10 protein-coding genes, 1 tRNA gene and 1 pseudogene are annotated in these 17,460 nt (G+C 34.4%); 6 read left to right on the top strand and 6 right to left on the bottom strand.

The genetic code is table 11. From position 1 onward, the window contains the following. Positions 1-805: 805 nt before the first annotated feature. The 3 genes from ESZ26_RS11010 to ESZ26_RS11000 are packed head-to-tail and all read left to right on the top strand — an operon-like array spanning position 806 to position 1,995. Entirely contained in the window at positions 806-1,141 is a 336-nt protein-coding gene (locus ESZ26_RS11010) for a hypothetical protein (RefSeq protein ID WP_146799668.1), read from the top strand. A 3-nt stretch (positions 1,142-1,144) separates the two neighbouring features. Beyond that, a complete protein-coding gene (locus tag ESZ26_RS11005) occupies positions 1,145-1,348 on the top strand; it encodes a hypothetical protein (protein WP_146799667.1) in 204 nt (67 codons plus the stop codon). Then, positions 1,345-1,995 carry a metallophosphoesterase gene (locus ESZ26_RS11000; protein WP_170246363.1) on the top strand — a complete coding sequence of 217 codons (651 nt, stop codon included), beginning with the start codon at positions 1,345-1,347 and terminating at the stop codon, positions 1,993-1,995. The genes ESZ26_RS11005 and ESZ26_RS11000 overlap by 4 nt, the downstream gene beginning before the upstream one ends. A 126-nt stretch (positions 1,996-2,121) precedes the next feature. On the opposite strand, the pseudogene ESZ26_RS10995 reads toward ESZ26_RS11000, so the two are convergent. The 4 genes and pseudogenes from ESZ26_RS10995 to ESZ26_RS10980 form a co-directional block, all read right to left on the bottom strand. Next, positions 2,122-2,542 (bottom strand): annotated as a pseudogene (locus ESZ26_RS10995) (IS4 family transposase); the annotation flags it as partial. A gap of 99 nt (positions 2,543-2,641) precedes the next feature. Beyond that, entirely contained in the window at positions 2,642-3,853 is a 1,212-nt protein-coding gene (locus tag ESZ26_RS10990; RefSeq protein ID WP_170246362.1) for a GGDEF/EAL domain-containing response regulator, read from the bottom strand. Next, positions 3,843-7,838, bottom strand: a complete 3,996-nt coding sequence (locus ESZ26_RS10985; protein ID WP_146799664.1) for a PAS domain S-box protein — start codon at positions 7,836-7,838, stop codon at positions 3,843-3,845. The genes ESZ26_RS10990 and ESZ26_RS10985 overlap by 11 nt, the downstream gene beginning before the upstream one ends. Before the next feature lie 107 nt (positions 7,839-7,945). Further along, entirely contained in the window at positions 7,946-8,518 is a 573-nt protein-coding gene (locus tag ESZ26_RS10980; RefSeq protein WP_146799663.1) for a response regulator, read from the bottom strand. A gap of 729 nt (positions 8,519-9,247) precedes the next feature. Here ESZ26_RS10980 and ESZ26_RS10975 point away from each other — a divergent pair. From ESZ26_RS10975 to ESZ26_RS10965, 3 genes are all read left to right on the top strand, one after another. After that, complete coding sequence (locus ESZ26_RS10975) at positions 9,248-10,909, top strand: response regulator (protein ID WP_146799662.1); 1,662 nt, start codon at positions 9,248-9,250, stop codon at positions 10,907-10,909. Beyond that, positions 10,902-11,744, top strand: coding sequence for a response regulator (locus ESZ26_RS10970; protein ID WP_146799661.1), 843 nt, complete (start codon positions 10,902-10,904; stop codon positions 11,742-11,744). Before ESZ26_RS10975 ends, ESZ26_RS10970 begins: the two co-directional genes overlap by 8 nt. An 82-nt stretch (positions 11,745-11,826) precedes the next feature. After that, a complete protein-coding gene (locus ESZ26_RS10965; RefSeq protein WP_146799660.1) occupies positions 11,827-15,489 on the top strand; it encodes an ATP-binding protein in 3,663 nt (1,220 codons plus the stop codon). A 450-nt stretch (positions 15,490-15,939) separates the two neighbouring features. Here ESZ26_RS10965 and ESZ26_RS10960 read toward each other — a convergent pair whose 3' ends face one another. Together ESZ26_RS10960 and ESZ26_RS10950 are read right to left on the bottom strand one after the other, a co-directional pair. Next, on the bottom strand, positions 15,940-16,725 hold the full coding sequence (locus ESZ26_RS10960) for a type 2 periplasmic-binding domain-containing protein (protein WP_146799659.1): 786 nt from the start codon (positions 16,723-16,725) through the stop codon (positions 15,940-15,942). A gap of 649 nt (positions 16,726-17,374) precedes the next feature. After that, positions 17,375-17,459, bottom strand: a tRNA-Leu gene (locus tag ESZ26_RS10950). Between the last annotated feature and the right edge of the window lies 1 nt (position 17,460).

The following is a 17,460-nucleotide window of genomic DNA, read 5'->3' as shown; positions in this document are numbered from 1 at the left end:
TCGGACTTAATACCTTTGGCTGCTTGCTTAGCAAATACTTCTAGTTCTTTCTTATTCATAGTCTGCCTATCCTAAACCCTATATGGGTATTAATGATAGGCAGTTACACAGATTTTGTTACAGGGTCTTTGAAGAGCATCGAATGTCGCATTTGGGCTGTAATCAAAACATCAAATATTGCTGTTATTCTAGCAATAAACGACACTAAACAAACATATTAGCTACTATAGTAGCATTTAAATTTTATAGGACGTGTACATGCTCACACTACTAACACTTTTGATGTACATTAGGATTCAACCAATTTGTCTAAAACACTCGCAAAATAAAACACCCACACCATCTCGGTAATGTATAGTTATTACATTTTTAGCGCCTTTTTACGGTTTTATAAAAATTCACCAGTGCTACGGTCACATGTAACCAACACTACTTAATGATATTACCAACCAGAATCTGTGAAACACTCCCCATATATTCATTATTTATATAAAAAACTAAAAATAAATAACCAAATAATCTTAATATTTATCAACTAAATTGACTGTTCATTACATTTCAATGAGTTAGTTAATCATATATTTAAAAAGTGCCGCGTTATGCTAAGAAAGTGATGTCATATGCTAAGAAAGTGCCGCAATATGCTAAGATTTTCCTTTTATTACAAAGAGGTATGATTTGCTTTTATTGTTTTTTCATTCAAGATAGTTCACCAATACTTTTCAATATTCACACAAATAAATTAATCAAAATAACGATAAAGAGAACAAATTTTATCGATATTTTGATTAAGTAACTTAGATAAATGGTCATCAATTTTATGTTAACCCAAGAAAGTTTTATAAAGCGAATAAAGCAACCTAATAGCCCGAGTTGGTTACATGTGGGTGTGGATACTCAAGATGAAAGTCAGCTATACATAGCTGTAAACGGTGGGATGAACAACATCAATTGCGCCCCTATTGAATCCTATTTGGCTGAGATTAACGTTTGTGCCTTAGCGATGATTGATGAGGGAGAGTTATTCCTTGATAAAAATGCGAAGCCATTTCGTATTGACCAAGGGCGTAGTGCATATTTTTATACCTTAAAAACAACCGACGATAGCATGAAAACTTTTAGGTATAGCTTTGCTAATTAGTTTGTGAAATGGCAAAGAACCCATCAAATATCAGATATACGTGCACAAGAGATGCTCGATTTAACTTCTGATGAATTTTGTCAATTCAAAAATGATGAGTTTGATATTAGCGACATGCTTATTGATAAGCTTCATCAATCCACTGGTTTCACTAAACAGCTTTGGTTAAATCGTTTAGCCAAACATAAAGAGCTATACCCAAAATGAAGCTGGCTATTTATTCTGACTTACATTGTGAATTTGAAACCTGGGCACCCCCACTACAAGCTTCTCATGCAGACGTTGTTATTTTAGCGGGTGATATTCATATCGGTACAAAAGGCTTAATTTGGGCTCGTGCGCATTTTAAGCAACCGATTATTTATGTGCCAGGGAATCATGAGTATTATAGAAATAACTATCAAAAACTGAATAAACAATTAAAAGAGAAAGCCAATGAACTAAACATTCATTTACTGATGGATAACTCTATAATTATTGACGATGTTTTATTTGTGGGTGCAACGCTGTGGACTGATTTCAAGCTATATGACACGCAATACAATAGCCAGTTAGCGGCACAATTTGATATGAGCGATTATAAATCCATTAGATATAATCAGGGAGGAAAATATCGAAAATTAACACCTCCTGATACAACACGAATGCACATCCAAAGTTTGCAGTTTATTAAAACGGAGTTAATTGAAAAAGCGCATTCAAAATCAGTTGTTATTACCCATCATGCACCCTCGAAAAAGTCGATACCAATAGGTTATGAAATGAGTGAACTTTCTCCAGCGTACGCATCAAATCTCGAGCAAGATATTATAGAGATGAAACATTACCCAATGCTTTGGGTCCATGGTCTGTAGTGGCCAAATTAACTATGCCACTACACAAAGACCCTGTAGGATCAGTTCAGTCATTAAGAGATGAGATTATTGCAGCGATCGACTTTGCTATTACGGGCATATAACGCCCCACTAAGATAATGCCGTTCACTTAAGATGAACGGCATATTTACCTTTAGCCACCGGATACCTATTTTTCGAAACTTTAAACATCGTGGATAGCTTCGTTCTCGCTTCCCTTCAAGTTTATATTGTGCGGCATTACGTTCAATATCTAAGACTATTCTAGGGACATTGCCTGGTGCGTAAATTGGCATCATTGTCAGTGTATGTATAATATTCGAAGACGCATCCCTGAAGCTCAATTGGTTCGGAAATACGCTTTTCAGAGACTTGCCCATTAATATCAATTTGTATCGTATAAGATTGTAAGCCAGTAATACCCCCATAATTCCTGATGGATAAGCTCTGGTAAATTGCTTCTAAGCGTAAAGCGACTTTCAAGCTTATACTGCTTCATTTCTCGATACCCTAATTCGATTTCCCAACGATGAGCATGGATAATTACATAAGTTATGCCACCCAATTGCATTAGAACTGCTGGTTATTAACATTCACTACTGCCATTAAATAACATTGACAGTTAACATTCCTAAATTTTAAGGTGCTAATCCCCTAGTAAAATGTGCTGCTTAAATTGCCATTGATCAAACTCATTAGCTGGCATAGGTTTGGCAATGTAATACCCTTGAGCTATATTACAACCAGCTGCTAGTAATAAATCCCATGTTGCTTTATCTTCAATTCCCTCCGCAACCGCCTCCATATTAAGCTTATGGGCTAACATAATGCAGGTTTCAACAATCGCCTTACTTTCATTTTCTTGACCCATTTTAGCAATAAAAGACTTATCTATTTTTAATTCGGTAAAAGGTATTTTATGTAATTGCGATAACGACGAATATCCCGTACCAAAGTCATCAATAGATAATTGAAATCCCTTCAATCTAAGACGTGTCAAAGTATCTAAAGAAGTAATTATGCTATGCATTAATACACTTTCGGTAAGTTCTAAAACAATAAGTGATGGATTAAGCTGATATTTATTAACAAGCTTACTTAACTGCTCAGGAAACTTCAAACTGGTTGTATTTTGTACAGATATATTAATGGACAAGCGAATTGATTTATTCACTTTTTGCCATTGTACGTTTTGTTTTATTGCTAAGTTAATCACTTCTTCTGTAAGCGCTCCTATTAGGCCTGTTTGCTCGGCAAGAGTAATAAATTTATCAGGATATACAAGGCCAAATTTGGGATGCAACCATCGGACTAAAACCTCAGCGCCATGGGTCGCTCCTGTTTTCATATTAACTTGTGGTTGGTAGTACAAAACTAATTGTTTATGGTGAATAGCATAACTTAAGTCGGTTGCTGTTGGAGTAAACTCAAATTTCTCTTGATGAGGTTCATCATTATCTTTGCTTAAAAACTCTATTCGCGGCAGGTTACTCGATAATGAAGTCAATAAACTCGCTAATAGATTAATGTTAATAGGTTTAGTAAATGTCTCTGTAACTTTTAAGCCACAACTTACGGCTAAAGTTTCAGCTGAGTGCAGAACACCGCTGTCATAACCACTGATTAAAATTAGGTTTGATGGCGACTTATGCTTAGCTAAGTAACGAATAACCTCAATACCATCTATTCGTGGCATCATTAAATCTAATATAATAATATCTTTAGCATTTATGGATAGTCTAAAAAAATCACGCGGATTTTGAAATACTTCTATCTGTGCAAAAATAGGCTCCGCAATTGTTTTAAGTAAATTACACGTTAACGTATCATCATCAATAATAATCAATCTATTGAGCATTATCATCACCTTCAATATTACTTTTCAAACTATTACTTTTTAATGGTTTGGTTTTCATAGAATAATTATATAAATGTTTATCCATTATCATAATATGTTCAATTAACCACTCGCTCATTTCTGTACTCAACCACAATAAAATTTCTTTTTCTGAACAGGTGTTCAGTTTTTGATTGATTTGTTTGGTGATCATTTCGTGAACATTATTATGATTTTTTGCATAAGGGTAATTACAACGCTTCATCAATAGTTCTTCTCTAACGAAATGATCCTGGATATGGTGCATTAACTCATTGATAGTTTCTTGCAGTGATTGCTGGTAATCTTCGGTACCTAACAGAACTTGACAGCGGTTAATCAGCATAAGTAATGACTTATGTTCAATATCTATTATACCGCCGTTATCGATACTCATCTCATTCGTCCACATTATTTGGTTTACTTGCGAACTTTTTGTTACTTTTTCAATGCGCAACTGTTCACTGTATTGATTCGTCGTTTGATTCTTATTGTCGGAGGCTTTGGCGTCTTTTTTATCTAAACAATTTCTAACTTTATGAAGTAAAAAATCATTTTTATAAGGTTTTTCTATAATAGCTTCATCTAACTTTATCTTGTTACCGACTTGATCACCGCGAAACCCACTCGCCAGTAGTATCTTCAATGTTGGATAAAGTTTCTGCGCTTGCTCTGCCAAAAGATAACCGTTCATCTTTGGCATAATAATGTCTGACAACATCAAATCTACTGTGTGCTCAGCTAAAATAATAAGCGCATCTTCGCCATTTTCAGCCGTTAAAACGTGGTAACCTTTTGCCATTAATATTGTTTTAGCTAAGTTACGTAATGAAGGTTCATCATCTACAATGAGAATACTTTCATTTCCTCGTACATTTAGTTTTTCTGCTTTATCACTGGCTTTATCACTAGCTTTATCATTAGCTTTGTCACTAGCTTTAAGTATAGGAAAATAAAGTGAAAAAGTAGTCCCTTTCCCTAGCTCTGAATCAACATTAATAGCTCCCATAGATGACTTCATAAAACCATAAACTTGTGCTAAACCTAAGCCTGAGCCCTGCTCTCCTTTAGTTGAATAAAAGGGTTCAAAAATTTTATCTTGAATAGCTTTACTCATGCCAATGCCGGTATCTTCAATTAATAGTTTTACATATTTTCCTGGTTCAATATTAAAACTAGTGGCTTGTACATTTGATAATTCCTCTTCACAAGTAGTTAGCGTTAATACCCCACCTTCTGGCATTGCGTGCATGGCATTAATAGCTATATTTAATAACACATCTTCAAAAGAGTTTTTATCGATACGAACCTTATTAATATCGTCATTAAGGTTAAATTTTAACTCTACAGACAGTAAGGTTCTGTAAAGGAGTTCTTTATTCCTTCTAATAAGTTCATTAATGTCTGATTCTTGACTGGAGTCAGGTGTTTGACGAGAAAATGAAAGCAATTTACGGGTCAGTTTCGCACCCCGCTTACCTGCATGATTAATTTGATCAACATAATTAAAGAGTAGTGGTTGTTCTTTTAGTTGGGATTTTAAAATATCACTATAGCCGAGAATAACCCCCAGCATATTATTATAATCGTGAGCAATGCCTCCTGTTAATTGCCCAAGAGCTTCCATCTTTTGTGTTCGATTTAAGAGTTTTTCATGCTGCTTACTTTCTGATAAATCATGACAAACACAAACAAAACGTTTTCGCTCATGACGATTAGTCGGTAGAGCAGCAATAGCTAGATGAACAGGAAAATTTTGCTTTTTTTTATTTATTCCAATCACTTCTCCATCATATCCCCAACCGTTAATTCCGGACATAAGTAAACTTACATTTCTTCCTATTAACTCTTCTGCTGAATGACCAAATATACGCTCTGTTGCTCTATTGCAATTTTGTATCAATCCTAAGTCATCAATAGCAATAACAGCATCATTTATTGCATCAATAGTTTGCGCTAACTCTTTTTGTTGTTTTGATATTTTGGCAAGGTTATTAATATGCTCAGTTACATCATGACCGATATATATGACGCCAATAGTATCACCGTCGTCTTTTCTTAAGGGGAATTTAGCGCCATCAATCACTTTTTTATCACCATAAAAAGACCGGCAGTTTGAAATGGAATTAATGTTGCTATAAAAGAACTTTTGAGCATTTATTTTAATTTTTTTTGTTTTTGTATCCGTAAAACCGAGCTGTTGATCCGTTTTTCCCATTAAAAACCCTGCTGAGTGTTTTAAAGATTGGGCAAAAGCATTATTAGCTAAAATATATTGGTGGTCCATATTTTTAACATAAATTAAATCGGGTGTTGCATTAATAACATTATGTATTAAAGTGTTTGATTGCTCTAATTTAATTTCGGCATGTTTTCTTTCAGTAATATCAATAATCACGCCTTGATAAAATAAAAAATTTTCGTATTCATCTAATTTAATGGTTGATCTTGCATCGATCCAAAACACTCTGCCTGCGGGCGAGACTATTCGATAATCAATTATAAACTGTAATAAGCCATTCTCAGTAAAGTAGTTAACCTCTTTTATCAAACGTGGTATGTCTTGAGGATGCACTATATCTAGATAGTTAATTTTTCCTGACAGTAAATCACTTGCCTGATAACCAAAAAACTCTACATTACTTGAAACGTGCTCTACTGAGAAGTCAGTTCGCCAGCGAAATGCAACGACAGGACTATTTTCAATTACAAGATTTGATTTTTCGAGGTTATCTTGATGATGCTTTAATTGAGTATTATCACGCGCATTTATTGTAATGCCATAAATATTGCCATCGTCTTGGTAATAGGGCGCTATTTTAAGCTCTATAAATGTTCTCTGTCCCGAAATACACGCTATCCACTTTTCCTGAACAACAACCTCGCCAGCTAAACTTCGTTCAGCGAAATCTATAAACTCTGTATCGAAATAAACGTTGCCTAAGACGTCACTGAAATGTTTGCCTACAACCTGCTCAATAGTTAACTGAAGTTTTTCTACATAAGCTTCATTGACGGCTAAATAAAAGAAATCAGCATCAAGTAATGCTTGCATGTCTGAAGATGAGGTCACCATATATTTATATTGATGTAGATTTATATTGACCCTTTCTTGCAAACCAATCAATTTTTTAGTGAGTAATATAGTCATAAGACCACATGTAATGGCAAGTAATATCAAAATAGAAACAGTTATAAATGTTGGATGATTAATAAAGCCAACAGTAAACATAAAATGTTGAATTAGCCCTGTTACAAATACACTTAACACTGTAAATGGAGTAATAAATCGTATTAAGGTTGTCGAGGGTGATGACTGAGTAAAAAGTTCAACTAAGTGATTTCTATTATCGTTTATTATAAGTATGCCAGAGAGATATAAAAAACTTAAACTAGTCGATAAAGCCATAGGTATAATGTTTTCTATATTATAAAGTAAGGGAGCTTGATAAAAATAAGGGATAATAAAGAGGAATGAAACAAAGCATAATGTTGAAGTAAAAATATTTTTAATAATATTAACAAAGTGACTACGCTTACTCGTTTTATTTTGACTTAATAGGATGAGTAAAGCACCACTGCTAAGCAAAAAACAAAAGCCAGTTACCGGTGACATTCTCCCTAGAGGTATTTTATCAAGGTATCCAAAATCTGGAAAAAAATAACTTTCAAAAGAATATTCAATGCCAAACAAGTAGTTTACAACTTCTAAAAATCCAAAAAGAGCAACAGCGAATATTATTAGCCCAAGATATTTTTTGTTGCGATAAAATTTTTTGGTATATTTAACCCAAACAAGTAATATCAAAGTAGTAACTAAAAATGAAATAGATGTTGCTGGAGCCATTGGAATATAGCCGTCATCAATACTCAATCCAGATTCGAATAAAGGTAGATATGAAATACCGCCTAATAAACCCAGACTAAGTACACTGACAAAGAGAAGTATATTTAATTTTTGTTTCACTGGTATTCCTATTTTTTCTTACACATCTAATAAACATTGTTATTAAGTGGGTCTACTGACTTGGCAAAGTCGCGTAACGGAGACTTCGCATAAGCCATTAAACTTGATTAATTTAACGCCAGTTGCTTTAGTATAGCAGAAGTATCTAGAGGCTTTTTAAAACAAGCCTCTGCTCCAAGACTTTTTAGTTTGTCAATATCACTTTGGCTAACATCTCCAGAAATACCAATCACACGAATATGATTTTGCAAGGGATTACCTTTTACGCGTTCGCATACTTGAAAGCCATTAAGACCAGGCATTTTAAGGTCTAGCAACAGTATGCTTGGTGTAAAGTCGTGTATCTTATTTGCTGCATCAAAACCATCTAAACTTATTTCAATGTCAACGTTTTTTATCTCTAGTTTAAGAAATGTTTTTAGAAATTCAGCAAAATGAATATCATCATCAACAATCAGAATTTTAGGGATTTCACTCATTGTTGTGTTAAGTCGAATATTTTTTGTGGTGGCAAACTCTTTTATATCATCAAGTTTAAAGCGACGATGCCCCCCAACGGTAACTTTTGCTTTTAAGTTACCGTTTTCTGCCCATAAACGAACGGTTGCAGTAGAAACCATAAGTAATTCAGCAACCTCTTTAGGTGTTAGATAGCTCTTGACTGTTTTTATCAACGGCATTTAAATTCCATATTTGTTAATTAAAGCTAGATTATTATTCACTATTTTATAAAACGCATTTCTTTTTAGAGACCGCTGTTTAAGTGAGTTGTTGCGTTACGAAAGCCTCAGATATAAAAGTATATAAAGAAAAGTAACCGCTAATATTAAATCATTTATCGCCAACACAAGTATCAGTTACCCGCTAATAAGTTGAGAAAACAACAGCGCCTTTAAAATCAACTGTATAACTTATTTAATATGTCACCTTCCCCAAAAAAGCGAATTAAATGTTTTTAACGTTTTTTGCGATTTGCATGTTACCATTAGCGCTAGAATAAATCACTTAAATAATTTAAAGAAAAATCTATCGGGCTTTATGATAGTTATGCGTTGTATTGGTTAATAGATTTACAAGAATAGGCAGTAGATATTGTTGAATATCATATAAAAATCAATGGTAATAATAACCTTAATGTAATTATTTATGACGGCTATTCTTAGGTCCATCGCCTTAATAATACCGTTTTATTAGGATAAATGATCCATACATATACTAGGGTGAATATGTAAAAGGTAATAAAAAAAACATATAAGCTTAGTACTTTAAGTGCTTGGTAAAATTGAATTTTATTAAGTATCCAAAGTGGTTTTTGACAATAAGTTCCCGCGATTATTGCGGTTAATAATTTTTATGCTGATATACGCTCTGTGCAAAATGTATATCAACATATAATAAAGAAGGATCTTATGGCTATTACACGTTTTAACGATATAACGGCACTTATCATTGATGATTCGAACATGGTCCTTATTAGTGTCCGCGGTTCATTAAAAGAAATGGGGTTTATCGAGTCCAACATAACTCACACAGCGACAATATCTAAAGCTAAATACCTGTGTAGGCGACACATATACGACATTGTACTTTGTGATTATAATTTTGGCGAAGGTCTCAACGGCCGACAGTTTATAGATGAAATTAAACATTTAAAAAAATTTCCACCAACAACTAGTTTAGTTATGTTGACCGGCGAATCTAATATAAATGTTGTTAGAGGCATTGCAGAGCTTTACCCTGATGAATATTTACTTAAGCCATTCACTTTTAATTTATTAAAAGAAAAAGTAACCATTGCGATAGAGAGAAGGAGTGCCTTACAGACTGTTTATCAATTGTTGAATAAAAATGATATAGAAAAAGCTTTAATAGAATGTGAACGGTTATTACCACAACAGCCTAAATTTAAAAATAAACTTAATAAATTTAAAGGCGAATTTTTACTTCACCTTAATAGAGGAAAAGAAGCAGAAAAACTGTATAGAGAACTTTTACGCACCGATAATTCAACTTGGTGTAAAGTTGGTCTTGCCAATAGTCTTAACGCTATTGGCGAGTATAAGGCAGCAAGCGACATTTTTGAAAAGTTGCTTAAGACAAACAATAAAAATGTTGATGTGCTTCATTATTTAGGGCAGTCAAGTTTAACTCAAAATAATATCCCAAAAGCGATTAAATATTTCAAATTTGCTGCTGATTTATCACCAACTAATCCTGACCGCGTATTAATTATTGCCAATCTATGCTTCGCAGTTAATGACTATAAAAGCTCATTAAATTATTACCTTAATTATGCTGAGCTATCAAAAGGTATGTACCGAGAGAATCATAGCACTATCTTAAACCCAGCAAGAGTTATGGGGATTATTGCCTCTTATAGCGAAAAGAACAGTGCAGAAAACAGACAATTAATAAGTAATATAAAAGAAATATTAAAAACTTTCCTTTTATTAGAAAAAGAAGCAAATGAAAACATTCACGTTGAGTTAATTATGGTGAAACTTTTGTTACTCGAGGGTGATATAGCACAAGCGCTAGCGTTATTAAAAGGTACATTATCGAAACCTCATGACGATGACTTTTATAGCTCGTTTTTTAAAGCTGAATTATTTGCTGAACTAGATCTTTCTAAAGAGTCAAATGAGGCAATCGAGCGATGCAAAACTCTTTGCGCTGACACGCAGAACAAACTGGTTCTGCAAAGTCAGATTGTTATGGCAAGTAATTTTCAGAAAAAAATTAAAAAACGTAATATCAAAGTACAAAAATCCTTTGAGGATGGCCTAGCCTTTGAAAAACAACAGGATTGGCAAAATGCGATAAAGTGCTATGAATTTACATTAAGGCTGTCTCCTTATTTAGGCGTGGTATCTTTCAAAATTTTAACAATATTGTCCCATGCTTGGCCCACAACTAGGAATAGGAAACAAATTTGTGAACTAGCAAAAAGTTGCGATAAAACCATCATCAATTTTTGGAGTTCAGATCAGCGTAACAAAGCAAACTATAGCCCTTTAAAGGAAAAAGTATGGCTACAAATAAAGCTAAAGGAAGTAGACGACAATGCCTGAATACAGTTACATAAATACAAATATAATCAGGAGCTTATACCCAAGAAACACCCAAGTAATTATAGATGTACTGGAGTGTTTTGTTCAAGAAATAGACAAAGATATTGATGATATTCAAAAGGCAGTGACATCATCTTTACAACAGTCAGTAAAATCAACCTCTCATAAAGTAAAAATAAGTTTTAAAATGTTAGGTGAAAATAAGGCTGCGACATATTGCCAGCAACTTGAACATAATGAAAAAATGGAAATTAAAGACCAGCTAGTATTAATTCAACGCCTGATTAGGTTAAATAAAGTCATCACGGCAGAAGTATTATTATTTATTAGCGAGCTGAAGGAGTTTAATAGTCAGCCCAGCTCAGTAAGTATTGATAACAGCAAGAGTATTAAGAGTAGTCACCTGAAAAAATGGTTTATGCCTATTGGGCAAGTACCTAGGTCAACCTTAAGCGAAAAAGCCAGTATACTTGTTGTCGAAGATAACTTAGCTAATCAAAAACTCATTATAAAACAGTTAAATAGTTTGGGTTACAGTTGTGACCATGCCAATAATGGTCACAATGGTTTAAAAAAATGGCAAGAGAACCAATATAAACTTATTTTAACTGACTGCTACATGCCAAAAGTGGATGGCTATCAAATGGCACAATCTATCCGTCAACTAGAGGCATCGAGTAACAGTAAAGCTATTAAAATTATAGCTATTACTGGAACTGAAATGGTTGGTGATGATGTTCTCTGTTACCAGGCGGGTATGAATAGTTTTATAAAAAAACCCGTAAAGCTTGAAGATCTGAAAAGAATTTTAGCAGAGCACTACCCTCATAATTAAAATATTTCGACAAATATTAATATTGGCAACCTAAGTGCATTGTGATGTCGAACCTGAGTAAAGTATATAGGCCTTAAATACAATGAACGAAAAAATCAAAAAAATAATATTTAGTGAAAACATTATGGTATTGATTGCCATTGCATTTGTAGTTACCCCACTGATCATATTCTTTTTGTTCAGTTTTAATCTGTTTTCAGCATCCTTAACTGACAGTATAAAAAATGAAAACAATGTTAAGTCAGCGCTCCTCACCAATAATATTAATAATTTTATTAGTGAGCGTATTTCTGACGCTAAGGTAATTTCGCAAGCGGATATATTTGAAAGCCAAGACCTTACTGCTAGTAATGAATATATCATTAGAGTTATGCGTCAAAGCCAATGGATTAATAATATAGACGTTATAGATAAAACCGGAATAATCATCACTAGTTCAGGCATCAAAAATAACAAAGGTACATTGATTTGGGCGAAATACCCGATACAAAAATCATTATTTGTGTCAGCAAGCAAAGCAAGACAAGGACAAGTATATATATCAAAAGTGATGACAGGAGACAGCGGTGTTAGCGTACTTTTTATCATCCCGATCACCCGTAAAGAAAGCCTACCGTTAATAGGTCTGTTGGCGATACAAGTAAACTTTGAACATATTACCAATGTTATTGCGCTTTTCTCTCAAGGGAATATAAGTAATAAGCATGCCTATATTGTCGATAACGATGCCAAAATAATTCTATCAAGTGATCCAGCGGTAAAGTTTCAAGATAGTTTGGCTGGTTTACAAGTAAAGCCACAATGGTTGAATAATCTATTATTGCGCGATGAAATAGGTAATGTTAATTATACTAACCACTCTGGTGATAAGGTTATGCTTGGTTATGCTGACATGGCCAAATTTGGAGAGAATAAGACTTTAGATTGGCGGCTTATTACTATAACACCATTGCATTACATCACAGCGCCAGTCAAAAGAATCTTGTTTATTATTGGAAGTGTTATTGCACTATTATCCGGGCTTTTAACTTATCGCGCAGTGGTCTTCTTTAATAATAAGCTCACTGTTTTAGCCCGACAAGAACTCGCTCATTTAGCCGTGCAGGCAGATGCCATTTCTAAGGGGCATTCTTCGATAGGTAAACGCGTAGAATCAACAGGAAAAGGCGCAATAAGTACGCTGGTCATTGCCATCAATCGAATGCAAGAAAATGTACACCAAACCTTTAAAAGACTCGAAGAACAACAATATATTTTAGACTCTCACGCAATAGTCTGTACAACAGACACTTCAGGTTTAATCACCTATGCAAATGATAAGTTCTCAGAGATTTATGGATACTCAAATGCAGAATTAATCGGTAAAAACCACAAAATAACAAACTCTAGCCATCACCCTGCCGAATTCTTTACTGAAATTTGGCAAACCATTGCCAGTGGTAATTTGTGGCAAGGAGAAATCTGTAATAAATCAAAAAATGGCGATCTATATTGGATGTTTTCAACTTTAGGTCCAAACTTTGACAGCCGTGGAAAAGTAATTCAATACACCGCTATCAGCACCGATATAACATCGATTAAACGAACAGATGAATTACTTCGTCGAACTCAAAAATTGGAAGCGATTGGTGAGTTATCTGGTGGTATTGCCCATGACTTCAATAATTTGCTGGCTATCATTATTGGTAATATTGATCTAATGGAACTTAATGTTGAGACCGGTAGTCATTTTCAAAAACAACTCAAGGATACGCTGGTCGCGGCCCTTCATGCTGCTGAAATAACGCGTCGACTTCTAAATTTTTCAAGGGAGACTGGATCGACCCATAGCCAAATTAACATTATTGATATATTTAATGAATATAAAAATTTTATTCAAAAGTCAGTCACTGCTAGCATCATTCTTGAAATAAACATAAGCGACGATATATGGCTAGTGGATATGAATAAAAATGAATTCCAAGATGCTATCGTTAACCTTTCACTCAACGCACGTGATGCTATGCCAACAGGAGGCACATTACTCTTTGAAGCGAGTAATAAAACCCTTAATGATAATAGGGTCGGCAATAATAGTGAGCTTGAAGCCGGTGAGTATGTAGAAATAGTGATAAGTGATTCCGGGAAAGGTATCTATAAAGAGGATATAAATAATATTTTTGACCCATTTTTTACGACTAAAGATAAAAGTAAAGGCACTGGTCTCGGTCTATCCATGGTATTTGGCTTTGTCAAAAGGTGTAACGGCAGCATCACAGTGTCTTCTAAACGAGGATTAGGCACCATCTTTAAAATTTACTTACCACGGTCTAAGAACCGAGCTAATGTAAAAATCAATCTTACTGAAATAGATAAGCAGCCGCCGCTGACCAGTAATACTTGGGATTGGGAAAATAGTCATCTGCTGTCGGTTAGAGATAAAGCGCACACTATGGGTGATGAGAGTAGTCGTTTTTCTCTGCAACACCGGATTAATGATATCCCTGCCCTTTCACCGAGGCAAAGCAGATTTATTGGATCGTGGACTCATTTGGATGATATTAAAAACCTAACAGTTCAATTACAACAATCACAAAAGATAGCGGTACGAAACGAGTATACTCGTACCATTGCTCACGACTTTAATAATATGCTCGGTATTGTTTTGGGATACAGTGAACTTTTGGTCGAGCACGAAGGAGCCCCGACAGAAATAATTGACTACGCCTTAGAAATTAACCACGCTGGACTTCGATGGGCTAAGCTGACCCGTAAATTATTGTCTTTAGCACAAGATAAACCGCTAGGACACGAAATATATGATATCAATCAAATCATCCAAGATACTCGAAATATACTCAGCAAAATATTGACGGCTAATATCGAATTAAATGTCAATCTGACTGATAACTTAGGACCGACAAAAATTAATGTTCATGCCTTTGAAGAACTTTTATTATTTTTTTGTATTCACTTAATAGATGCCATGCCCAATGGTGGCTCACTTAATATCACCACAGCTAACGAAACGTTGAACAGTGAGCAAGCAAATCATTTGTCCGTAAAGCAAGGTGATTACATCAGCGTAAGTATTGCTGATAGCCTCAAGGGTATGAGTGAAAAGATGATAAAAACAGTATTTGAACCTTTTTTTACCACTAAAGATGAACAAAACAAAAAATGGGGATTAACTCAGCTTAATAATTTGGTGTTTCAAGGAGGTGGTGCCATAGGGTTTAAGTCTGGAATGAATACTGGGCCTCAATTTACGATCTATTTCCCAAAGGACATAACTGTAATTAACAGCACGTCTGTTAACAATCCTTCAGCGGTAGATTTATCTGCTCAGCCAAAAATCATTTTGGTTGTTGACGATGAAAAAGCATTAAGAGTGCTAGCAAAAAGTATTCTTGAAGTCGACGGCTATAAGATTGAGACGGTAAGCAGCGCTGGAGAAGCGCTTATATTTTTGGAAACGCATCAAGTAGACTTGATGTTTACTGACATAATAATGCCGATAATGAATGGCTATCAATTAGCAAATAGCACGCAAGAACTTTACCCTAACATACCGATATTGTTTACCAGCGGCTACCACAAAGAAGATGAATATTTACAGTATAAAACGACTTATGACGTTAATCTATTGTATAAACCGTATCGGGCAAAAGACTTACGTTCGAGGGTGAGTAAGATGTTAAAGCTTAACGAAACTAAGGTCGTTGAAGTGTCTAAAATACAGTCTAAAACTGACAATGAAATCTAGTTATTATCAATATTAAAAAGTTTCACAACGGTTTCAGTCTGCCAAATAATGCGCCTATATTTAATAATTGCTATATGGGGTGATGGCTTAAAGGTTAACTACTTTAATTAACGAGAGATAAATAATGTAAAATAACGTATGTAAACAGTGCGCTTATCTACGCTTATCTATATGACTAGATAATAAAGCAAATCTAATTGTTAAACCTGCCGTAGTGAAAGTTATACCAACAAAGAAAACGCGGGGAATACAATACAACTTAGGCTTACTGTATTAAACTTCTATTTGTGCAAAATCACCTAACTGGAAGTGGTTTTTATATAAACTGTATTTTTAAGTTTTTTTTAAATAAAATTATGCACATTCACTTTTGATGGCATAGCAACATATAAAAGTCACGCTATCAATAAAACGCTTTCAAAATAGTGGTTGTTCTCAAGGCTTGTTTATTTAGTTTACTGGTTCAGATTGCAAGTCAACTGCATATTTATATCTCAGCATAACTTCATCCCTTTTTCTTACTTTAGCCAGAGACTGCCATATAAGTTGTGATTGTTTATGAGTAATACTTTTTGATAAGACTAGATGTAAATCTTCAACCATGTAAGGGATTTTCAAAGGTATAACTAGATTGTTTAACTGTAATTTTTTGAGAATAATATTTCCTACCAATTCATTGATAATGTAACCATTTAAACGATTTTTTGCGACTAATTTAAAGCCTGTACTTGGCTCATAACCATATGGAGACAATATTTTTTCTTTTTTTAACTTATCATATGCTAAGTACCCTAACGGGGCAGAAAGACCTGTAGTAACACCACTGATTGTCAGCCCATCCCAAGTTAACGGGTTATCTCTATTAGTAAATATAAGATAGTTAACTGTCCAAAGACTGAGTTCTTTATCCACAATTCCATCTTCAGTCTTTGGGAAATGTCCCCATTCTTCGCGTTCTTTGTGCCATATTGCTCCTACAGCACCATCTGCATAACCATTTCGAACATCAAATATACAACGCTTCCAGGGTGTTGGGTATAATTTAATATTAATCCCTGCTTCTAAGCTCGTTGCTTTAAGCAAGTCTATAATAATGCCACTCACTGTGTCTGGGTTCGAATTATTGTTGTATATATGAGGTGGACTTGCTTCTAATTGGTAACAGAATGATAAATCATTTGAAGCAAAAGAAAACTGACTCGCTAAAAGCAAAGTAAACAACAATAATATTTTCATATCGTCTTCCAAATAATGAGAAAAGAATTTTTTATTAATTACAGAAATACCATAAAACTAAAATTGATAAAAAGTGTAAACTCTAAATTAGCATATTATATCCAAGCAGTTATGACCGTTGGAGGCTAAAAGTTAAAGTTTTGGTATGCCTATAGCCTAGCTTAGCTAGGCTATAGTACCTAATTTACGTCATAAGGATAAATATAATATTAAACAAAAAATAATAAGCCCCTCTCATATTATTGGCAGTGTTCCAGAGACTCAAGCTATAACTGCACCCGCAGATAGTAATTTACAAAGGATTACAAATCATCACTTAACTAAGCGTAGTGATGATTTAATCGGTATCAGTAAATAACACACAAAAAATAAATGTATGTTTAATATGACCCTCAAGAGCGAGCTGCTCACACAGATGCCGAGTCCACAAAAATATACCTTAAGGATCATATTGAGTGGGTAAGAACACAAGCTGCAGAATTAAATATCTAAATGATAATCTCATGGGGTAAACCGCTTAAGTGCGGTATTTTGATGCTTAAATTGCACGAATTTTGAACACTGTATTATGGGACGGAGGTGGGACGAATTAAATTAATTATAAAAAATTAAAAAAGGCCTACATCGCTGTAAGCCTTATTTATAGTATTGGTGCAGATGGAGAGACTCGAACTCTCACGACCTAAGTCACCACCCCCTCAAGGTGGCGCGTCTACCAATTCCGCCACATCTGCA

Source organism: Colwellia hornerae (assembly GCF_007954355.1).
Classification (GTDB): Bacteria; Pseudomonadota; Gammaproteobacteria; order Enterobacterales; family Alteromonadaceae; genus Colwellia_A; species Colwellia_A hornerae.
Note: the sequence above shows the minus strand (reverse complement) of the source record. Positions and strands in the feature narration are given on the sequence as shown.

What these genes read in the sequence shown, in the direction of transcription:
- ESZ26_RS11010 (WP_146799668.1), top strand. Translation starts at nt 806, where the DNA reads ATGGTCATCAATTTTATGTTAACCCAAGAAAGTTTTATAAAGCGAATA.
- ESZ26_RS11000 (WP_170246363.1), top strand. Translation starts at nt 1,345, where the DNA reads ATGAAGCTGGCTATTTATTCTGACTTACATTGTGAATTTGAAACCTGG.
- ESZ26_RS10990 (WP_170246362.1), bottom strand. Translation starts at nt 3,853, where the DNA reads ATGCTCAATAGATTGATTATTATTGATGATGATACGTTAACGTGTAAT.
- ESZ26_RS10980 (WP_146799663.1), bottom strand. Translation starts at nt 8,518, where the DNA reads ATGCCGTTGATAAAAACAGTCAAGAGCTATCTAACACCTAAAGAGGTT.
- ESZ26_RS10975 (WP_146799662.1), top strand. Translation starts at nt 9,248, where the DNA reads ATGGCTATTACACGTTTTAACGATATAACGGCACTTATCATTGATGAT.
- ESZ26_RS10970 (WP_146799661.1), top strand. Translation starts at nt 10,902, where the DNA reads ATGCCTGAATACAGTTACATAAATACAAATATAATCAGGAGCTTATAC.
- ESZ26_RS10965 (WP_146799660.1), top strand. Translation starts at nt 11,827, where the DNA reads ATGAACGAAAAAATCAAAAAAATAATATTTAGTGAAAACATTATGGTA.
- ESZ26_RS10960 (WP_146799659.1), bottom strand. Translation starts at nt 16,725, where the DNA reads ATGAAAATATTATTGTTGTTTACTTTGCTTTTAGCGAGTCAGTTTTCT.